This is a genomic window from Moorella naiadis (nom. illeg.) (genome assembly GCF_051020825.1).
In the GTDB taxonomy this organism is placed as follows: domain Bacteria; phylum Bacillota; class DSM-521; order Neomoorellales; family Neomoorellaceae; genus Neomoorella; species Neomoorella naiadis.
This window is the reverse complement of the sequence record NZ_JAXGFQ010000005.1, coordinates 129,472-149,580: the sequence shown is the minus strand read 5'-3', so window position 1 is coordinate 149,580 and position 20,109 is coordinate 129,472. Positions and strand designations below refer to the sequence as shown.

Annotated in this window: 18 protein-coding genes; all 18 read right to left on the bottom strand. The window is 56.5% G+C overall.

What is annotated here, in order from left to right:
- Nucleotides 1–12 precede the first annotated feature (12 nt).
- Nucleotides 13–1,176 (bottom strand): amidohydrolase family protein, encoded by a 1,164-nt coding sequence (locus SDD30_RS05155; protein WP_434073855.1) that lies wholly within the window; start codon nucleotides 1,174–1,176, stop codon nucleotides 13–15.
- Nucleotides 1,173–2,174 carry a xanthine dehydrogenase family protein molybdopterin-binding subunit gene (locus tag SDD30_RS05150; protein WP_434073854.1) on the bottom strand — a complete coding sequence of 334 codons (1,002 nt, stop codon included), beginning with the start codon at nucleotides 2,172–2,174 and terminating at the stop codon, nucleotides 1,173–1,175. Before SDD30_RS05150 ends, SDD30_RS05155 begins: the two co-directional genes overlap by 4 nt.
- A complete protein-coding gene (locus SDD30_RS05145; RefSeq protein WP_434073853.1) occupies nucleotides 2,171–3,445 on the bottom strand; it encodes a xanthine dehydrogenase family protein molybdopterin-binding subunit in 1,275 nt (424 codons plus the stop codon). The genes SDD30_RS05150 and SDD30_RS05145 overlap by 4 nt, the downstream gene beginning before the upstream one ends.
- On the bottom strand, nucleotides 3,438–3,932 hold the full coding sequence (locus tag SDD30_RS05140) for a (2Fe-2S)-binding protein (RefSeq protein WP_434073852.1): 495 nt from the start codon (nucleotides 3,930–3,932) through the stop codon (nucleotides 3,438–3,440). Before SDD30_RS05140 ends, SDD30_RS05145 begins: the two co-directional genes overlap by 8 nt.
- Nucleotides 3,932–4,813, bottom strand: a complete 882-nt coding sequence (locus tag SDD30_RS05135; protein WP_434073851.1) for an FAD binding domain-containing protein — start codon at nucleotides 4,811–4,813, stop codon at nucleotides 3,932–3,934. The genes SDD30_RS05140 and SDD30_RS05135 overlap by 1 nt, the downstream gene beginning before the upstream one ends.
- A gap of 82 nt (nucleotides 4,814–4,895) precedes the next feature.
- Nucleotides 4,896–6,236, bottom strand: a complete 1,341-nt coding sequence (locus tag SDD30_RS05130) for an MFS transporter (protein ID WP_434073850.1) — start codon at nucleotides 6,234–6,236, stop codon at nucleotides 4,896–4,898.
- A 235-nt stretch (nucleotides 6,237–6,471) separates the two neighbouring features.
- Nucleotides 6,472–8,418: a sigma 54-interacting transcriptional regulator gene (locus SDD30_RS05125; protein ID WP_434073849.1), complete on the bottom strand. Its 1,947-nt coding sequence runs from the start codon at nucleotides 8,416–8,418 to the stop codon at nucleotides 6,472–6,474.
- 208 nt (nucleotides 8,419–8,626) lie between these two features.
- Nucleotides 8,627–8,926: a (2Fe-2S)-binding protein gene (locus tag SDD30_RS05120; protein ID WP_434073848.1), complete on the bottom strand. Its 300-nt coding sequence runs from the start codon at nucleotides 8,924–8,926 to the stop codon at nucleotides 8,627–8,629.
- Nucleotides 8,913–10,118: an NAD(P)/FAD-dependent oxidoreductase gene (locus tag SDD30_RS05115; RefSeq protein ID WP_434073847.1), complete on the bottom strand. Its 1,206-nt coding sequence runs from the start codon at nucleotides 10,116–10,118 to the stop codon at nucleotides 8,913–8,915. The genes SDD30_RS05120 and SDD30_RS05115 overlap by 14 nt, the downstream gene beginning before the upstream one ends.
- Nucleotides 10,111–11,631: an FAD-dependent oxidoreductase gene (locus SDD30_RS05110; protein WP_434073846.1), complete on the bottom strand. Its 1,521-nt coding sequence runs from the start codon at nucleotides 11,629–11,631 to the stop codon at nucleotides 10,111–10,113. The genes SDD30_RS05115 and SDD30_RS05110 overlap by 8 nt, the downstream gene beginning before the upstream one ends.
- 12 nt (nucleotides 11,632–11,643) lie before the next feature.
- The gene (locus SDD30_RS05105) at nucleotides 11,644–11,937 is read right to left on the bottom strand and encodes a (2Fe-2S)-binding protein (RefSeq protein WP_434073845.1); all 294 of its coding nucleotides are present in this window, start codon (nucleotides 11,935–11,937) and stop codon (nucleotides 11,644–11,646) included.
- Nucleotides 11,938–12,028: 91 nt separating this feature from the next.
- Nucleotides 12,029–13,093: a BMP family protein gene (locus SDD30_RS05100; protein ID WP_109206980.1), complete on the bottom strand. Its 1,065-nt coding sequence runs from the start codon at nucleotides 13,091–13,093 to the stop codon at nucleotides 12,029–12,031.
- 145 nt (nucleotides 13,094–13,238) lie between these two features.
- Entirely contained in the window at nucleotides 13,239–13,961 is a 723-nt protein-coding gene (locus tag SDD30_RS05095; RefSeq protein ID WP_434073844.1) for a GntR family transcriptional regulator, read from the bottom strand.
- Entirely contained in the window at nucleotides 13,949–15,106 is a 1,158-nt protein-coding gene (locus SDD30_RS05090) for an NAD(P)/FAD-dependent oxidoreductase (protein ID WP_434073843.1), read from the bottom strand. Before SDD30_RS05090 ends, SDD30_RS05095 begins: the two co-directional genes overlap by 13 nt.
- Before the next feature lie 219 nt (nucleotides 15,107–15,325).
- On the bottom strand, nucleotides 15,326–16,636 hold the full coding sequence (locus SDD30_RS05085) for a putative manganese-dependent inorganic diphosphatase (protein WP_434073842.1): 1,311 nt from the start codon (nucleotides 16,634–16,636) through the stop codon (nucleotides 15,326–15,328).
- 85 nt (nucleotides 16,637–16,721) lie between these two features.
- Complete coding sequence (locus tag SDD30_RS05080; protein ID WP_434073841.1) at nucleotides 16,722–18,359, bottom strand: ABC1 kinase family protein; 1,638 nt, start codon at nucleotides 18,357–18,359, stop codon at nucleotides 16,722–16,724.
- Nucleotides 18,360–18,430: 71 nt separating this feature from the next.
- Nucleotides 18,431–18,913 (bottom strand): 23S rRNA (pseudouridine(1915)-N(3))-methyltransferase RlmH, encoded by a 483-nt coding sequence (gene rlmH / locus SDD30_RS05075; protein WP_434073840.1) that lies wholly within the window; start codon nucleotides 18,911–18,913, stop codon nucleotides 18,431–18,433.
- Nucleotides 18,914–18,966: 53 nt separating this feature from the next.
- Nucleotides 18,967–20,103 (bottom strand): S1C family serine protease, encoded by a 1,137-nt coding sequence (locus tag SDD30_RS05070; RefSeq protein WP_434073839.1) that lies wholly within the window; start codon nucleotides 20,101–20,103, stop codon nucleotides 18,967–18,969.
- Between the last annotated feature and the right edge of the window lie 6 nt (nucleotides 20,104–20,109).

Here is a 20,109-nt window from a genome sequence, read left to right as displayed (position 1 = left end):
CAGGCCTCCAGCTTATTTTTTAATGCTTACCTTTCTGGTGGCCGGCGGCGTGTTCCGGCTCTTTTCAGCCTTAATCTCCCCATCGACCAGGACCAGGGCTACGCCGGGCAGGTCGCCGGCAGCCAGGGCACCCAGGGCATCCTGGCCTACTGAGCCCATGGGGGTGTCCATAAGGACCAGGTCGGCTTCTTTACCCGGCGCGATAACACCGGTGTTGAGTCCGAAGACCTTGGCTGTATTTCCCGTAGCCGCCGCTATTGCCGCCGCAGCGGGAATCCCGGATACCGAGGCCAGGAAGGCGATATTCCGGAGGATGCCCAGGGGAATGATGCCGGTGCCGGATGGGGAATCATTACCCATGATCAGGCGGTGCAACTCGTTACGTTCCTGTAACCTTTGCGCCATCAGGTCGGCGATACGGAAATTGCCGCACTGGACCATTTCGACGGCAAAGTCAGTCTCGTCGATGATTTTGATGACCTCTTCCTCCGGGATGGCTGTGGGGCCGCCGTTGAGGTGAGAAACAACGTCCGGTTTGGTGGCTATCACCTGGGCCGCGGTGACCGTCGAGCTGCCGGGGATGGAAGTACCGCCGGTGTGCATGGCTACTTTAAAGCCGTATTTATGAGCCCACGTCACCATAGGAGCGGCCTGCTCCGCCGTCTTGACGCTCCCCAGGCCGATCTCGCCTACCAACCAAACACCGGCCGCCGCCAATTCGGCGAAGTCGGCTTCCGTCAGCCCGGTTTCCAGGATCAGGGCGCCGCCGTGGAGTTTTACCCCCCCAGGCCGGGCGTTGGCAAAGGATTTATGGGCTAAAACAGCCAGGGCTTTGGTACCAGCAGGGTCCTTGGGGCGCCCCGGGGTATGGCACTCCCCGGCGGAGATCATGGTAGTCACGCCGCCGTGCAGGGAGCCGGAAATATAGTCGGCGGCTTTCTGCCGCGGCGTGTAATCCCCCAAAACCGGGTGGACGTGGGAGTCAATCAGTCCCGGGGTGACGGTCATCCCGCCGGCGTCGATTTCGACCTCGGGGCTTACTCCCTGCAGGACATCCCCGTTGCCTACGGCGGCTATCTTGCCGTCCTTTATGAGGATGGTGTCACCCGCCAGCAGAGGCTGCTGGATGTCACCACTGACAATGGTACCGATGTTTTTAACAACTACGGTGCTCATTTGGTATCCTTCCTTTCCTCTCCGGCTTTTTTTATCCCGGCTACAACCCTTTCGGGTGTTAGCGGCAAATCATAAAAGCGGAATCCCAAGGCGTCGGCAACAGCGTTGGCGATGGCCGCCGCCGTAGGCACCAGGGCTGGTTCCCCTACCCCCTTGGCACCATAAGGCCCGCTGGGCTCGAGTTCTTCAACAATAATCGGTATTACCTCCGGTACATCCATGGCCGTTGGCATCAGGTAGGTGGAAAAGGCCGGGTTTTGAATCTTGCCCTCCTTAACTACAACTTCTTCCATCAGGGCGTAGCCAATACCCATACAGCAACCACCCTCAATTTGTCCCTCAACATTCGGCGGGTTGACGGCTTTCCCTACGTCATGGGCGGCTACTATTTTCTTGACTTCGACAATCCCTGTTTCCGTATCCACTTCCACCTCGGCTATCTGGGTGGCGAAGGCATAGGTGGCATAGGGTATCCCCTGGCCGGTAGCTGGGTCCAGCCTGGTCGTAGCCGGGTTGAACCAGCCATGGCCCAGGGTTAAAATCCCCTCACCCCGGCATTTGGCGATAACCTCTTTGATGCTGATGCCAGCCCGCTCTTCACCATGCCAGACCTGGCCGTTTCCCAGGCTGATCTCTTCCGGCGCCACCCCTAAGATAGCCGCCGCCCTGGCGATTACCTCTTGTCGGGCCTTCCGGGCTGCCTCCAGAACGGCATTGCCCGATATATAGGTCTGGCGGGAGGCCGAAGTCGCCCCGGCGTCGGGGGTTACGCCGGTGTCGGCGGCAACGACAATCACGTCTTCAAAGGGAACCCCCAGGGTCTCAGCAGCGATTTGGGCCAGGGCAGTACTGGATCCCTGGCCGATGTCGGCACAGCCGGTCAGGACGATAACCGTGCCATCGTCGAGGAAATCGACGAAAGCGCCGGCCGGATTGGGGAGTCCGGTATTGCCAATGCCGTACCACATGCAGCCAATACCAAAACCTTGCTTTTTCACCTGCCGTCACCTCCCAAGCCGGGCATGACTTCCAGGGCCCTGGCCCAGGCTGCTTCCAGGGTTTTCCCGATGCCGACGCTATTAACTAATTGCTGGCCGGTGGCGGTAACCGAACCGGCCCGCAAAACATTTCGCCGACGGATCTCCAAGGAGCTTATTTGCAGCTCTTTGGCCAGTAAATCCATCTGGCTTTCATGGATAAAGGCTATCTGGGGCACCCCAAAACCTCTCATGGCGCCACTGAAAGGGTTATTGGTGTAAACGCACAAGGCCTCGAGATCAACGTTAGCTACCTCGTAGGGGCCGGTGGCATGCACCGCCGCCCGGGTCAAGGTCGCCGGGCCATAAGAAGCATAGGCTCCCGTATCGCCGATAATCCTGGCCTTAACCGCCAGAAGTTTACCGTCCCCGGCTGCGGCACTGGTACAATCGACGATGAAGGGATGCCTTTTAGCAGTGGCCACAAAGGATTCCTCGCGGTCATAAACCATCTTCACCGGCCGGCCCAGTTTCAAGGCAGCAAGGCCCAGGAAACACTGGACGGAGATATCCAGTTTGCCGCCAAAACCGCCACCGGTCGCCGTCTGGATGACCCGAATTTTGTTTAGCGGCAGCCCCAGGACACGGGCTACATCTTTACGGTCATAGTGGGGGTTCTGGGTGGCCACTTTGATGATCAGCGTATCATTATCTAGGTAGGCTACTCCAGCCTCGGTTTCAATATAGCCGTGCTCCACCCTTTGGGTGGTATACCGCCTGCTGACTACCACTGTTGCCTGCCCCAGGGCCGCTTCGACGTTACCCCTTTTGATTTTCGTTACCGTGAGGATATTACCACTATCATGAATGGCCGGGGCTCCTGCGGCCATGGCAGCCTGGACGTCATACAGGGGCGGCAATTCCTCGACTTCTACCTCAATGGCATCCAAAGCTGCCAGAGCGCTGGCTTCGTCCTCTGCGGCCACCAAAGCTACGGCGTCCCCTTTGAAACGGATCTTGGCGGTAAGGACCGGTTGATCTTTGACGATAATACCGTAACTATTGGTACCGGGAATATCGGCATGGGTAAATACAGCTATTACACCGGGTATCTTTAAGGCCCGGGAGGCGTCTATCTTCTTTACCAGGCCATGGGCCACTTTACTCCGCAGGACCTTCAGGTGCAGGGCACCCGGTATATCCAGGTCGCCAGCATACCTGGTCGCGCCCGTTACTTTCCCGAAACCGTCCACCCTTGGTACCGGCCGACCGACGATATTTTTTTCAAGCACCGGCAGCACCTGCTTCCGTTTTTAATTTAGATGCCGCCATCTCCACAGCTTTGATAATCTTGGCGTAGCCGGTACAACGGCAAAGGTTGCCGGAAATCGCCCGGGTTATTTCCTGGCGGCCGGGGTTAGGGTTACGATCCAGGAGCACCTTGGCCGCCAGGATCATTCCCGGGGTACAAAAGCCGCACTGGACGGCACCGGCCTCTATAAAGGCTTCCTGCAAAGGATGGAGCTTGCTTTCGGCAGCAACACCCTCAATGGTTACTACTTCTTTACCTTGAGCCTGGGGCGCCAGTACCAGGCAGGAATCCACCAATTCGCCATCAAGGATAACCGTGCAAGCACCGCACTCGCCCTCGCCGCACCCTTCTTTTGTTCCTGTAAGGTGTAAAACCTCACGTAAAACATCCAGTAAACGCATCCCGGGATCGATATCTACTGCCACCAGTTCACCGTTAACCTTCATTTCCAGATGAAACGCGGCCATTATGCCACCACCTGACCGTTAACAAAGAACAACCTGGTTAATAAATCGCGGGCTATACCCTTAATCGCTTCCCGTTTATAGGGTGCTGAAGGCCGCGGACCCAGCATCCTCGCTACTTCCCGCTCCGCTTCGCTGACAAAATTCTCGAGTAGCGAGGATGAAGGTCTTTGCCCTGCGAGGACTCCTTCCAGGGTTAGATTGCGGGAAGGATTAGGGCCTACCGCTCCCAGGGCTACCCTGGCCCTGGTGATAAAGTCGCCATCCAGGGTGATAATTACGGCCATATTCATCCTGGCTATAGCCAGGGCTTTGCGCCGGCCCAGTTTGATAAAACCGCTTCTATTTCCCGGGGGCAGGGCTGTAAAGAATACCTCCTGGATAATCTCCGACGGTTGAATACTGGTCTTTCCCACACCACATAGTAATTTAGCGACAGGTACTATCCTCGTCCCCTGGCTGGAAACCAGCCTGGCCTTTGCCTCCAGTGCTACCAGGGCCGTCACCGTATCGGCTGCCGGCGAGGCATTGGCGATATTACCACCGATAGTCCCCTGGTTTCTTATCTGCGGCGAGCCCACTGTAGAAGCTGCTTCAGCCAGCAGGGGCACCTGATTCTGGACTAACGGCGAAAATTCCAGCTGGCTAAAGGTTGTCAGGCTACCCAGATGGATCTCCCGGCCGTCATCCTTAATCCCCTTTAATTCCTCCAACCGGGAGAGATCTAGGAAACCCTTTATTCTTAATTCGCCCTGGCGAACAGCAGGTACAAGATCAGTACCTCCCGCCAGGGGACGTAATTGGCCCCCGGAATCCGCTAATATAGTGAGGGCTGCCTGCAGATTGTCCGGTTGATAAAAATCATTAAGCTTGAGCAAGGCCATCTCTTCCCTTATCCTTTTTGTACGGGCGCGGGCGGCCGTCCGGGCTACCCGCACCCGGCCTGATGCACATACCAGGCAGCCATCACATCCTGGCCAGTTCCTCCAGGGTCTTGCCTTTCGTCTCAATGCCCAGCAGCAGCATGCCCAGGGCCGTGGCGACGAAAACAGCCGTAAAGAGGATGAAAATCAGGGGGTAGGCCGCTGCCTGGCCCATGACCACAATCATCTGGCCGACAATCATCGGCGCCAGGATGGCGCCAATACGGCCGCAGAAGGAGGCCCACCCGGATCCCGTCGCCCGGATGGCCGTCGGGTACATCTCCGGGGTGTAGGCGTAGAGGACGCCCCAGGCCCCCAGATTGAAGAAGTAAACGGCCAGGCCCCACCAGATGATCTGGCTGGTGGTGACGCTTAAAGAGAACATGTAGGCCGCTACCCCGCTTAAAACAAGGTAGGACACCAGGGTGGCCTTGCGGCCGATCTTCTCCACCAGGTAGGCGGCGCTGAAGTAGCCCGGTACCTGGCCCAGGGTCATGATGAGGACGTATTCAAAACTCTTGATAATGGCGAAACCTTTACCCACCATCAGGGAGGGCAGCCAGGTAACAATGCCGTAATAGGAAAAATTAATGCCAAACCACAGGATCCACAGGCAGAGGGTGCGCCGGAAGTAGCGGGAGGACCAGAGGTCGGCAAAGGTGGCTTTGACGGCTGTTTCGCCCGTGGCCGCTACCGGGCTGGCCGTTACCTTGCTCGGGTCGACGCCGCAACTCCTCTCAATCCTTTCAACTATTTCCCGGGCTTCTTCTTCTTTCCCGGTCTTCTCCAGATAACGGGGCGATTCGGGTAAAGCCCGCCGCAGGACGGCGGCGTAGAGGGCCGGCAGGGCGCCGATAAAGAAGGCCAGGCGCCAGCCCCAGTGAGGTACGGCCAGGTAACCGATGAGGGCGGAGGCGATCCAGCCGAAGGCCCAGAAGCTCTCCAGCAATACCGACATTCTACCCCGGTACTGGGCGGGGGAAAACTCGCTGGCCAGGGTGAAGGCTACCGGCACCTCGGCTCCCAGGCCCAGGCCCACCAGGAAGCGCAGGGTCATGAGCATGGTGTAATTGACGGATAAACCCGCCAGGAAGGTGGCGATGCCGTAGAAGATCAGGGTGTAATTAAAGACCCGCTTCCGGCCCCAGAGGTCGCTCAAACTGCCACCGAAGACGGCGCCTAAACCCATCCCCAGCAGGCCGATGCTCCCCAGGGCTCCCATCTGGGTGGCCGTCAGGCTCCATTCCTTACCTACCGCCGGCAGGACAAAGGCTACCAACCCCACGTCCATGGCGTCGAAGAGCCAGCCGATGCCGCAGATAAAGAGCATCTTGTAATGAAAACTACTCAATGGCAGGCGTTCCAACCGCTCGGCAATACTCAAATACTTTACCTCCTCCTGTTGTGAAAATAATTTTCGCCCGCGGCATAAAACCTCATATTAGGCCTTTTTGGTAACCACCTCCCGCAAGTCCTACTAAAGAACCATCTGAAGAACCATTATTGCAAAAAGCATGCCAGGCGCCGGGCGTGCATTTGCTGATATTAGACAATTATAAACGTTTAATCCTCGTATCATAAATAAAACGTTTTCCGTTGCTGAAACAAGATGCGACACCTTAGGAAATATCCTCCCTCAACTTTCGCCACAGGGTGGAGCGACTCACCCCCAGTAATGCCGCCGCGCGAGTTTTATTCCCCCGGGTCTGGCGCAGGGCTTCCAGGATAACCTCCTTCTCCAGGTTGCCAATCTCCTTTTTCAGATCGTCTTTACGTTCGCCCGCCCGGAGACTTAAATCCCCGGCTTTAATCTTAACCGTCTCTTCATAAGCTCCTTGCTGAAGAACCATACCTATCAGTTCTTGCACCTGGTGCTCGCTCAAATTAGCCGTCAGGGCCAGGGCCATAATCCTTTCGGCAATGTTTTGTAGCTCCCGCACGTTACCGGGCCAGGAGTAGGCGGGCAGGTGCAATAATATCTCCCGGGCAATCACCGGCGCATAACGGGCCAGGGCCCGGTTGGCTTTAAAAAGCATGTCCCTTAAGAGAACCGGGATATCTTCTTTACGTTCCCGCAGGGGTGGCAAATGGAGGGGTAAGACATTCAAACGGTAATAGAGGTCAGCACGGAAGGTTCCCTCCCGGACTGCCGCCAGTAAATCGCGGTTGGTGGCGGCGATTACCCGGACATCCACAGGGATAGTGTACTGGCCGCCCACCCGCATAATCTCCTTTTGCTGGAGAAATCGCAGGAGTTTAATCTGGATAGCCTGGGAAATATCGCCAATTTCATCCAGGAACATGGTCCCCCCATGGGCCAGTTCAAAAAGCCCCAATTTACCGCTCTTCCTGGCCCCGGTGAAAGCCCCCTCCTCATAACCAAAAAGCTCACTCTCCAGGAGGTTCTCCGGCACAGCGGCGCAGTTGATGGCGACAAAAGGCTGGCCCTGTCTCTGGCTGGCGTTATGAATGGCCTGGGCAAAAAGCTCTTTGCCAGTGCCGGTTTCGCCCATAATGAGGATCGTGGCTTCGGAACGAGCGTACTGCCTGGCCTGGGCAATCGTCTGCTGGATGATCTGGGATTCACCGACGATCTCCGCAAAGGTCGTCTTGGCTTCCAGCCCCTCCCGGCGGGCCTTGAGGCGAATCTGGTGCTCGGCCTTCTGAATGGTGACGATATCATGCAAGGTAGCCACCGCACCCCGGGGCTCGCCGCGGACGATAACCGGCACTTTATTAACCATGACCTCTTTATCTTTGATTCGTTCCAGTTGGTTAAATAGACCACGGTCGCTGCTAATCACCGCTTCCAGCTTTAACGACGGTACGACCTCCCCCACCGGGCGGCCGGTAGCCCCCTGGGAACTGATGCCGGTAATCATCTCGGCAGCCGGGTTGAAGGCGGTAATAATTCCCTGCTGGTCGCAGGCGATTATGCCATCGCAGGCAAAATCAAGGATGGCCTGGACGCGCTGGGTCTTTTCCATCTCCTGGCGTCGCACCCGGGCCAGTTCCACTGCCCGCTCTAGGGCTTCCAGGACGGCTTTGGGCGTATATACATAAACCGCCTTCAGACCGTGGCGCCGGGCCAGGTCCCAGGCCAGGCTGGCGCCCACAATCACCACTGGTTGCTCCTGACGGCTGAGTTCATTAAAAAAAGCCTCTCCTTCAGCCGGGGTCTTCAGGGCCACTTGATTGACCGGGAAGGGGAGAACCTCCTTCAAGTCATTGAGTTCATGAATTATTTCACTAAAGTGGACAAAATAGACCGTTTCATCACCGGTACGGCTTTGCAGGATTGTCTTCAACATGTCATAACCGGAGACGGTAACCGCTACTACCGGGGTTTGTAAATTATGCCGGAGCATGCGGGCATTGCCGCCACCGCTGACAAAAACGTCCACCTGGCCGCTGGCTTCAATCTGGCGGGCCATCTCCAGGGTCGTCTGCTGGTCAAACAGTCCTTCTACCAGCTCGATTTGCGCCTCCCCGCTAAGCTGAGACTGCACTTCCCGAACAACGTTCGTTAATTGACCCCAGCTTACTACCACCACTTTTAGGGACATACCTGGTCTCCCTCCCGGGTGTCATGCCCTCTGTTGGACATATCTAATGTGTTCAGCTTTATCATTGATTTATTCGCCAGGGAAACGTTTTTTCCTGTATAAGCTGAAAGCAAGCTAAAAAGCCCCCGGTACCGCTACGGACCCAGGGGCTATTTTACCCTCAAACGCTGAATCGTTGTAAAGTAAGCCTTAAAATAAGAAGTAGCAGTCAACAGTCTCCTCGATTAATGGAAGAATCTATCTCAAGTGGCTTCAGTCTCTCCAGACTCAACACCCTGATGGGAGGTCGAGCGCGCGGGGGCTCAATTTCCCCGGCGTCGTCCTCCTCTTCCCTCAAAACCTGGCGGAGGAGTAAGGTGCAAGTCCGGCCCTGGCATAGACCCATACCCGCCCGGGTGTACCGTCGGATGGCCGCCAGAGAGTTGCATCCGGCCCGAACGGCTTCCCGTACCTCTCCGGCAGTAACCTCCTCACAGCGGCAAATAATAATGTCATCAGGAATCGGCAACTTGAAAACCCCCCCAGCGTTCAAGATAATAAGGTTCTAACGACGGTGACGTAGCTCCATCCACAATCAATTCGGCCAGGAGGCGGGTGATAATAGGAGTTACTACCAGCGTACTTTTAAAGCCGGAAGCTAGATAGAGATTGTCGATGGCCGGCACAGGCCCTACAAAGGGTTCATGATCGTAGGTGAAGGGCACCGGGGCAATCCAAGAACGCAGGCACGTCAAGCGGTTTAAAGCGGGCAGGTAGCCTTGGACACCTTTGATTATGAGCTGGATGCTGCCGGCATTCACTGTTTGGCGAAAGGCCGGATCAACAGTGCTGACCTGCCCTAAAATCAAATTACCCCGGGCCGTAGGATTCACAGCCGTCTCGACGGCCTTTAAGCCGTCTATTTTGTCCCATCCCCCGCCACCCAGGGCCCTCCGGGTGGCTTCCTCTTCCAAAGACGCCCTCTCTGAATGGACGGTTATAATAGTATGGCGTAAAAAGCCGGGCACCGGAGCTGTAACCAGGGCTTCGCCGTGGATATAAAACTGCGGTATGTCTAGGGAGAGCAACAGCCCTAAGGAGCGCGTCCATGCCCCTGCCGCCAAAACCACCATTCCGGGCTGGAACACGCCGTGATCCGTTTCCACCTCTGTAACTCGCCCCGCGGTAACTTTAAACCCGAGCACCTCATAGTCCATGCCAAGATTGGCCCCTTGTTCAGCCGCCCGGCGGCAATAACCGGCAACCAGTTGCAATGGGTTTACCCGCCCCTGCTCCATATACAGGGCGCCCTGTATCTTCGCGACATCTAAAGAGGGCGCCTGTTCCTTTACTTCCGCCGGCGTCAGGAGCGCTACGGGAAAATTGACCCTCTGCAGGTTGCCGAGGATTTCCCCGGCTTCTTGGCATTCAGCCTGGTTGCGAATCAGGGCTAATACCGGACAATTTTCGTATTCTAAATCCCATCCCAATTCTTCGTCTAAATGCCCAAATTCACGAAAACCGGCCAACGCCAACTCGAAACTAAAGCCCGGCTTGCAATCCGCCAGCAGCACCATTCCCAAGTTGGCACCCGAGGCGCCCCCCGCCAGCCCGTGTTTGCTCAACATCACCACCCTCAGGCCCCGCCGCGCCAGCTGCCAAGTCAGGGCCGCCCCTATCATCCCCCCGCCGATGACCAGGACATCCGGTTTTTTAACCAACCTCCACCACCTTTCTCTGCCGCGCTAACCTGCGGGCTGATGGTGCCATTTCCCTGGGCACTGCCACCGTAACCACGGCCGTACGGTCGTTTACCGAAGGATTGGTTACCCGCAATACGCGCCCGGTACAAACTTCGCGCCCTTCTCGATCAACCATCTTAACTATTTGGCCTTGCTCCGGCCAAGGTAACATTTCCCACGGCAATGATACCGTGGCCGTATCTTCGGCGTAGTTCAGGTTCACAACAAAACAGGCCTGGCCGGGACATGCTGCCACGCAACGCCCGCAGCCGTTACATTTATCCAAATCGACCGCCGGGATATTGGTAATCGGCCGGCCAACTTTAATGGCTCCCCGCGGGCAGGCCGTTTCACAAGGGTTGCAGGGTATGCCTTCCAGGCACTCAACAATGACTTTAGGGCCCCTCCCCCCTATTTTTTGCCATACTTGATCATTTTTCTCATGATTTATGCTAAAATTCCGCCCCCGCAACTCTGCCAGCCCGGCGGCAATAGCCTCAATTCTGCCGGCGGCGGCTGCCGGCGCTATAAGGCCCAGATACTTTGCCGCCGCCACAGCAGCCAGTTTGCCCTCTTCCATGGCGGTGGAGGCCTCCTCGACGCCGGAAGCATCCCCGGCCACAAAAACGCCCGGCACACCGGTCGCCAGGGTGGCGTCATACTCGGGGACCCACCCGCCGGCTTCCCGGCTGAAATGCAGCCGGCATCCGGCCATAGCAGCCAGCTCGTAAGCCGGCGTCAACCCTACCGCCAGGCAAATGGTATCCACCTCAAGCATCTTTTCACTGCCGGGCACCGGCAGGCCGGAGGATAAGGCCGCTATTACCGCCCCTTCGACGCTTTCACGCCCGACAGCCTTTAAAATTGTATGGCTGGTCAGTACCGGCACACCTAAACTTTTAATTTTAGTCGCATGGACCTCATAGCCCCCGATGTGGGGCTGGGCTTCGACTACGGCAACAACCTCGGCCCCCCCCTGGAGGAGTTGATAGCTGACAATTAAGCCGACATTGCCGGCTCCTACCATTAAAATCCTTTTGCCCGGCAAAACCCGGTGAATGTTGGCCAAGGTCTGGGCGGCGCCGGCCGTCATCACGCCGGGCAGCGTCCAACCGGGAAAGGCCAGGGCTTTTTCGTTGGCGCCGGTAGCCAAAATAATAGCCTTCGCCGCCACTGAAACTGAACCCTTGGGGGTAGCAATCCCCAAGACCTTGTCGGGGAAAATTCCATATGCTACTGCATCGGTCATTACTTGTATCCCGGCGGCCTGCACGGCCTCAACAAGGCGGGCGGCTATTTTATATCCGCGCACCCCCGCCCAATGCCCCCGCGAACCAAAAAATTTATGAATCTGTTTGGTCAGCTGGCCACCGAGGGCTTGGTTTTCATCAATCAGCAGGACCCCGGCGCCGAAGTCAGCCGCCTTAGCGGCGGCAACTAAACCGGCGGGGCCTCCCCCGACTACGGCAATGTCAACGATGCCTGGAAGCAACGCCCAGACCCCCTACCCTTGACTCTTGATCTCCATGCCTTCCCGGACCAAAGTAATACACGAGCGCACATTCTGCTCCCCGTCAACTGAGACGAGGCAGTCGGAGCAGCGGCCGATACAGCAAAAAATTCCCCGCGGCTCTCCCTTTTTATCGGTAAGACGCAGGGCCTTGACGCCGTTCGCCAGCAGGGCGACGGCGATGGGCTCCCCTTCGTACGCTTCAACAGGCCGGCCATTATAATAGATAGTCACCGTGCGTGGCTGGGGAGCTGGTCCCAGGACGGGATGCTCGTTAATACGCAGCACCGCAATCGCCTCCCATCAACATGCTGCCGGCGCAAAAAAGGATTGCCGGCCTGCTGGCGACCTCACCGGCCGGCAATCCCCCCAGCACCACTTATTTATTCTTACTCTTGGCGATTAGTTCATCGACATTGATCTTGCCGGCCTTTAAATCGGCCATAATCGCTTCGATTTTTTGCTTGGCCTCGGGTTTGACCACCTTGGAGGCCAGCTGCTCGTTCCAGTACAGGCCGGTGGCGCCTTCCTTTATGCCCACCAAGTAAGCCTTGGCCTGAAATTGCCCGTGGGCAATCAGATCCGTAATATAGGCGATCCCCACCGGCACGCTCTGTTTGCTGCTGACCACGACATTTTCCGGGGCCAGGTTGGACTGGTCCTTCCCATAGCCGATTACCAGAACTTTTTTGTCCTTGCCGGCCTGGATGACCCCCAGGCCCGCCTGGTCCGCATCCTGCATAACTATATCGGCGCCCTGGTTGATGAGGGCCACAGCCATCTCCCTGGCCTTGGCTGCATCGTCAAAGTTGCCGGTGAGGGAATCTAAAACCGTTACGCCGGGGTTGGCGTATTTAGCCCCCGCTATAAAACCGTCGCGGCAATTTATTATGGAAGGTATCGACATGCCGCCGACAAAGCCGACTTTATTGCTCTTGGTGATTAGGCCAGCCGCCACCCCGCCGAGGAAACCTACTTCTTTGTTGGCTATATCCAGCGAAGCGACATTGGGTTCCTGGGAAATGTCGCTACTAGTGACGACAAATTTCGTCTTCGGGAAGTCTTTAGCCACTTTCTTCGCGGCATCACCAAATTCAAAACCGTGGGCAAAGATGACATTGTAGCCCGAGGAGGCGTAGGCCCGGAAGGCCTCCTCCTGGTCGGACTGGCTGACGTTCTCCCGGTAGGCCACCTCAGCCCCCTCTTTTTCCTTAGCCAGCATCAGGCCTTCATAGGCCGAGGCATTCCAGCCGTTGTCGTTAATTGTTCCCGGCAGGAGCATGGCAATCTTTAGTTTCTTGGTTTCCGCCTGCTGGCCGGCGCCGGTTTCCTGCTTAGTCCCTTCTTTAGGCGGATTGGCAGCCTTGTTGCCGCAACCACCCAGGAAGGCTGCCGTAAAAACTGCCAGCGCCAGGATTATCCCCCAAATGTAAACCTTCCGCATTTTGTCTTTCCTCCTTTTTTCTAATAAATTCGCCTTCAACATTAACTCTGGCCCTTTGGCCTAAAACTACTTCAGCTCCGGCCCGCTTATTTCATTGTTATAGCCTCCTTTCCCGTTAAAAAACCGCTTTTATTAGCACTTTTATTTAGAGGTTGACAACCATGGCTAATTCAACCAGACCCGGCTTAAAATACACGTTAACATAGCAGGCCGGGTTGTCTTCCAGGGTGTACCATACCTCCTCCCACCAGGTTAAAGGGGCTGAAAAATCTTTTTGAAATATCCCGGCCGCTCTGCTATAGGTCCTTGATTTCATCCAGATAACCATCTTGGCCAATTCGCTTGCGCAATGCAGCTCATAATACTCTTTTAGGGTGCGGCTGGGCTTTTGCTGCCAGGCAGGGCTCAAAAAATATTTATGGGGAACTTCTATTTCGGCCAAAATCGCCGGCTGTTCGTTTTTGTAATATAACCAGTCGAAACTCCACACCTCATCTTCAGGTCCCAGGTGAAGCTTTGCCCTCGCGCCTGCAGAAGCCGCTGTTTTCACCGGTTGACTTTGTTCTACCCGTACTACTCCTCCTTGGCTTTCCAAGATTTCAATAAAATCAGTGGTGAGGTCCAGGCGCCCGCTCAGGGCGGCAATGTCGCGATGATAAAAGTTCCCTCTTCCCTGCTTTTTAGTTATAACACCTGTATTAACCAGGGAATGCAATGCCTCCCGGAGCGTGCCCCGGCTGATGCCCATCATCCCTGCCAGCTCTTCTTCGGAAGGCAAGCGGTTATCAATAAAGTATCCCTCTTTAATCATGCCCAGCAAAGCCTCAATAGCCTGGTTATGCAAGGTATTACGTTTCAGTTTAAACATTTGCTTCTTTCCCCTTGGAACTCGCTTAGATCAAGATTATATTTTCCTCGCGCTGCCAGCTCCGCGATAATTTCGCCGGCGATAGGCGTCATAATAGCCGAGCTTTTAAAACCGGCGGCAAGAATCATGTTTTCCGGACCCCAAAAGCCTAAGTAAGGTCTGTGGTTCCTGGTGCAGGCCACAGGCACCCTCCAGCTGCGTATAACCTTCAGGTGACTTAAGCCTGGAAAAAAGCGAGCTAACTCTCGCGCCAAAAACGGCAGATTTTCTTTCCGCGACAAATAACCCTTATTATCGGTCAGTTGATAAATGCTTCCCGGCATCATGGTTTCCCCTATAAGTAAATTGCCGGCATTGGTGCAGGTGCAACAGAGGGAAACGCATGGTTCAGTTTTGTTTAAATGTTCACTTTCGAAAAAGGAGGCCAATGAAAAATAGTTCTTCAGCAGCGGACCTACTTTTTCCGTTACCAAAGCCTCTCCCCAAACGAAATCCACGGGGATATCCAGCCCTATCTCCCTGCCCAACATTTTTGTCCAGGCACCAGTTGTGACGACGACTATATCAGTGGAAATTTTACCCCTAGAGGTAATGACTTCCTTTATTTTACCGTTGACAACCTGAAATCCTGTCACCGGCGTGTTTTCAAGTACTTTACATTCCAAAACAGAAGCTTTATGGAGAAAGGCGTAGATTAGTTTAAAAGGGTTTAACTGTCCTTCCAAGCAATAGCTTGCTCCCTTAATAAGCTCCGTGTTCAGATGAGGTTCTATTTCCTTAACTTCTTGTTTCTCAAGTAGTTTAATTTCTAGCCCCGCCCCCATTTTTCTTTGTTGAAATTCCTGCAATTCTTCCCATTCTTGAGGGTTGGTGGCGACTATTAACGCGCCCGATCGTCGAAATTCTATATCCATATCTAATTCTTTCTGCAAACTTAATATGCGCTGCCAACTTAACAAACTCAGATCAAGGCTTAAACCTAATTCTGCATCCTGTAACTGCACGCGACCAAAATTGCCGCCTGAGGCTCCACTGGCAACTTCTCTGCGATCCACGAGGATGATTTTAAAACCCCTTAAGGCCAGGTGGTATGCTGCTGATGCGCCAAAATAACCTCCTCCGATAATCACAATGTCAGCTAACATTATTTATCACCACCTTTAGACCTAATACGTATATACGTTGTACATCACATCGGTTTAATATATTCGACAAGGCTTTTGTTTTTCCTTCTTCATTTTTTAAAAAATTTTTTCTGGGAAAGTGTTGCCCAACCCTCTACTTTTCCGGTATTTAATCCAGAAACTAAAAATAATGGTAACTACTCAACCAGCCTGGCCGTTCCCTTGGGGCTACGACAGAACCTATTCCTGCAGCATCCGCCGCAGGGGTGGGACGACCTGCTTTTTCCGGGACATGACCCCGGGCAGGAAGACCCGCCCCGCCCCCGGGGTAACGTTAAAGGCCAGCTCTACCGCCCGGCCCTGGGGACCGGCGTAGAGCAATTCCGTACCGTTACGCAACAAATCGGTGACCATCAGGACCACCAGGTCGTAATGCTTTTCCGCCTGGAGTTGCGCCAGTTCTTCCTGGAGTTCTTCCCGCCCGACGGGCAGGGTGTCCGGGTCGATGATTTCTATCTGGCCGATACCCACCGCCGTGCTGCCGAAGTGGAAGTTTTTAAAGTCCTCAAGGATAATTTCCCGGCCGGTCCGGCCGGCCAGGGAAGAGCCGGCACGGAACATCTCGCGGCCAAAATTGGTAACATCTATGCCGGCGGTTTGAGCCAGCCAGGTAGCCATCTCTCTATCGACCGGGGTGGTTGTCGGCGATTTAAAAAGCAGGGTATCCGAAAGGACGGCCGCGCACAGGACGCCAGCCACAGCCGGAGCCGGTTGGACGCCCCGTTCTTTATACATCCTGGTGATAATGGTGGCCGTGCTCCCCACCGGTTCATTACGGACCATGATAGGTTCGGCCGTCTCAATATCGGCTACCCGGTGGTGGTCGATTATCTCGATGGTCTCGGCTTCTTCAATGCCGGGTACGGCCTGGCTTTTTTCATTATGATCTACCAGGATTATCCTTTTACCCCGCATGGCCAGCAGGTGGTACCTGGCAATGAGCCCGACCAGGCAGTGGTTGTCATCAACCACCGGGTAGTTGCGGTAACGGGTTTCCAGCATGGTACGGCGCACCTCGGTAATCAGGTCGTCCTGGTTAAAAACGACCAGGTTATCCCGTTGCATGAACTTGCCCAGGGGCTCATCCATGGGCACGTTGCCTGTATCCCAGGCCTCCAGGAGCAGCCGGGCGAGATCGCCGACGGTAAAAAGTCCCAGGAGGTGCCGCTCCGCGTCAACCACCGCCATGGTCTTTACCCCGTGCTGGCGCATAAAGATCCCCGCCTGGCGCACAGTGGCCTCCGGCTGGATAAAGAGCAGCCCCCCATCCAGGACATCCTTCACACGGGCACGGACGTCCTTTACCAGGGGCGGTACAGGTATATCAAAATGAGAGAGGATGAATTCCGTCTCCCCGTTGATCTTGCCACACCGGGCCGCCTGGAAGCCGCCCCCATCCGTCTCGTTGCGCAGGGCGGCGTAGCCGATGGCCGCGGCGATGGAATCCGTATCGGGCCGCTGGTGACCGATGACCAGAATCTCTTTACCCATGATCTATTCCCTCTCCCGTCAGTAGCGATAATATAATTCTATGGTCAGCGGCGGCAAAAGGCAAGGGTCCCGACTGAAGGAGGCCCTAGCCCTTCTGGCCGACCCTCAGGAGCAGGGCCCAGAGCCCCCACAGGATCAAGGAGCCAAAGAGAACCCCCAGTCCCAGGAGGGACAGGCCTCTAACCCGGGGACCGGCTCCCGCGTGGATAATTAAAGCCCCGGCGCCGATGAGGGCGGCCGTGATCAGGGCGGCGCCCAGCCGGGCCGAGACCAGATCCAGCTTTAAGTAAAGGTTCTCCAGCCCCCGGTGGACGAAGATGGTGGTTAATTGGCCCCGGGCGAGCTTATCTAGGCTGCGGGAGATATCTTGCGGTAAATCCAGCAGTTCCTGGAGGGTGGAGGCCGCCCGGTGGTAGGTCCGCCCGGGAGTGAGGTTGGGCCGCAGGCGGCTGCGCAGGTAGCCGGCAGCCAGGGGGCCAGTCACCTTTACCAAATCCAGGGATGGGTCCAGGCGCCGGGCCAGGCTTTCTCCCTCCATGATCGTTCGCCCGAGGACAAAAAAGGTCCCCGGCATGTGGATGTTATGCCGGCGGGCGAGTTCCACCATCCCTTGAAGCAGGCCGGCCAGGTTAAGCTCCCCTTTGCCCGTGCCTGTCGCCCGGTCCACCAGTTCCGCCGTGTCTTCGTAAAGGGCCTGGTAGTCCACCGCCGCTTGGGGCCGGCCGAGTTTCAGGGTGACCTCGATCACGGCCTGCAAGTCGCGTTCCTGGAGGCCCAAAATCAGCCTGGCGGCCTGGTAACGAAATTCCTCATCCAGGCGGCCGATAATGCCGAAATCAATCAATCCCAGGCAGTCATCAGGCAGGAAGAGAATATTGCCCGGGTGGGGGTCGCCATGAAAGATACCCTCCTGGAAAAAGGGCATCAAAAGGGCTTTAATGAGCAGGGTCGCCCGCTGGCCGTCCACCCCTTTCCCGGCCCACTCAGCCAGCCGTTTCCCGGCCAGGTAATCCATGGTCAGGATACCCCTGGTGGTAAAGTCCCAGTAAACCTGGGGGACGATCACCTGGGGTAGTTCGCGATACAGGCGGCGGAAATTCTCCATTGCCAGGGCTTCGGTGGTGAAGTCGAGCTCGCGTTCAATCTGGCGGCGAAAGGTGGCCAGGATCTCCTCCAGGGCGCAGATACGGCCGATGGCTGTTCCCTTGATCTTGCGGCCCAGGTTCTCCAGGACGGCCAGGTCGGTAGCCACCACCCCCTCGAGGTGGGGACGCTGGACCTTAACGGCCACTACCTGGCCCCCCGACAGCCGGGCTTGATGGACCTGGGCAATAGAGGCTGCCGCCAAGGGCTGGTAATCAAAGTGGGCAAAGACCTCTTCCGGGGCTGCCCCCAGTTCCCGGAAGACCTGCTGGCGAATGACCCCTGCCGGCAGGGAGCGGACCCGGTCCTGGAGGTAGCTGAATTCCGCCGCCATTGCCGCCGGTACCAGGTCCGGCCTGGTGCTGAGGAGCTGGCCCAGTTTAATAAATACCGGCCCCAGTTCCTCAAAGGCCAGGCGCAGGTGCCGGTAGGCGGGCACGCCGGACCCCCGGCCGGCAACCAGGGGCCGGCGGGCCGGATAACGGTAGGAACCGGCCTCACGGTAAGCCTGCCAGCCGTGGCGCGCCAGGACGGCGGCTACTTCGATATAGCGCTTTAGATAATGGTACTGTCTGGGCAAAGAGTCCCCCACCTCCCTGGTAATGATACCCAGAGAGTATTATGACCAGAAAAGCCGCTGGCATGTACAGTTTACCGGTGATAGGTCTCTCCGCGCTGGATTTTGAAGGCGCGGTACAACTGCTCCAGGAGGAGCAGGCGCATGAGCTGGTGGGGAAAGGTCAAGCGGGAGAAGGAGAGGCGCAGGTCGGATTGCCGCAGGATAAAGGGCGCCAGGCCCAGGGTACCGCCGATAATCAAAGTTATTTCATTCCTGCCGGCCAGGGCGAGCTCTCCCAGCTGGCCGGCCAGTTCCTCGGAAGATAGCATGGCCCCCTCCCGGTCCAGGGCAATGATAAAGCTGTTCCGGGGCAGCAGCCTGGCGATTCCCCGGCCTTCCAAATCCAAGATATGTTCGGCCCCGGCGGGCGAAGTTTTAGCGGGTATCTTTTCCTCAGGGGCCTCCAGGATGCATACCCGGGCATAGGGCTGCAAGCGCTTCAGGTATTCCCCCACACCGGCGGTCAGGTAGCGCTCCCGCAACCTGCCGACGACAATGATCGTAATGTGAAGCATGGTTTCCTCCGGAAATTCCCCCGTAATTAGCTTCGGCAAAATTGCCCTTGGTCCTAGGCGGGTAATTCGCCCAGGGTGATGGTATGGTTAACCGGCTGCGGCGATTTGAGGCGGACGATGGTTACCACCACCTGCTCGCCAGGGGATTTCTTGTTGATCAGGCGCTGGATCTCATCGTAGGTGCTTACCTTCTGGTTATCCACGGCGGTAATGACATCCCCTTCCCGCAGGCCAGCTTTAGCCGCCGGGCCATCTTTAAAGACGCCGCCGATATATACTCCCACCGGAATATTATACCACTGGCTCATCTCCGGCGTAATCTCCTGCAGGTTATAAACCCCCAGGAAGGGATGGGTGACATGGCCGCGGGTAATTATCTGGTCAATGATGGGCCGCACGTCGTTAATGGGGATGGCGAAACCCATGCCCTCGACGCCACTGGCAGCTATCTTAACGCTGTTGATGCCGATGATCTCACCCCGCAAGTTGACCAGGGCGCCGCCGCTATTACCCGGATTGATGGGGGCATCAGTCTGCAGGACCCGCAGGGTGATTTCCACTCCCCTGGGTCCGGGAACAGTTACCTCCCGGTTTAAAGCACTAACCACCCCCACCGTCACTGAGCGGGCAAACTCCCGTCCCAGGGGGTTGCCGATGGCCACTACCGTTTCCCCCACCTGCAAAGCGCTGGAATCCCCCAGGCGGGCCTGGGGGAGGTTAGGAACCTGGACCCGCAGGACCGCCAGATCGCTCCGTTCATCAGCGCCCACCAGGGTAGCCGGGTAGGTCTGGGATCGATCCAGGCTGACGGTTATGCGCCCAGCACCGGCAATAACGTGATTATTGGTGACAATATAGCCATTGGTCGTATCAAAGATTACCCCCGAACCCTGCTTTACCACGCCGTTACCGGTAAAACTGGTACCGGACATAGCTTGCACCCCAACTACACTGGGGCCTACCTGCCGGGCAATGGCGACTACCGGCGAATCAGCCGTAAATTGCGCCGGTATCCCCACTGGCGGGGCGACCTGACCCGCCGGAGAGGGTGCCGGCGGTAGGGGTCGCAGCAGTAATTGGGGGGCAAAATAAAGGGCGACGCCAGCACCCAGGATCGCACTCAAGAAAACCATGGCAATTAATAAGGCCAGACGATAACGCTTAAAGCCACCGGATAGAAAATAGCGCAAGCAAGC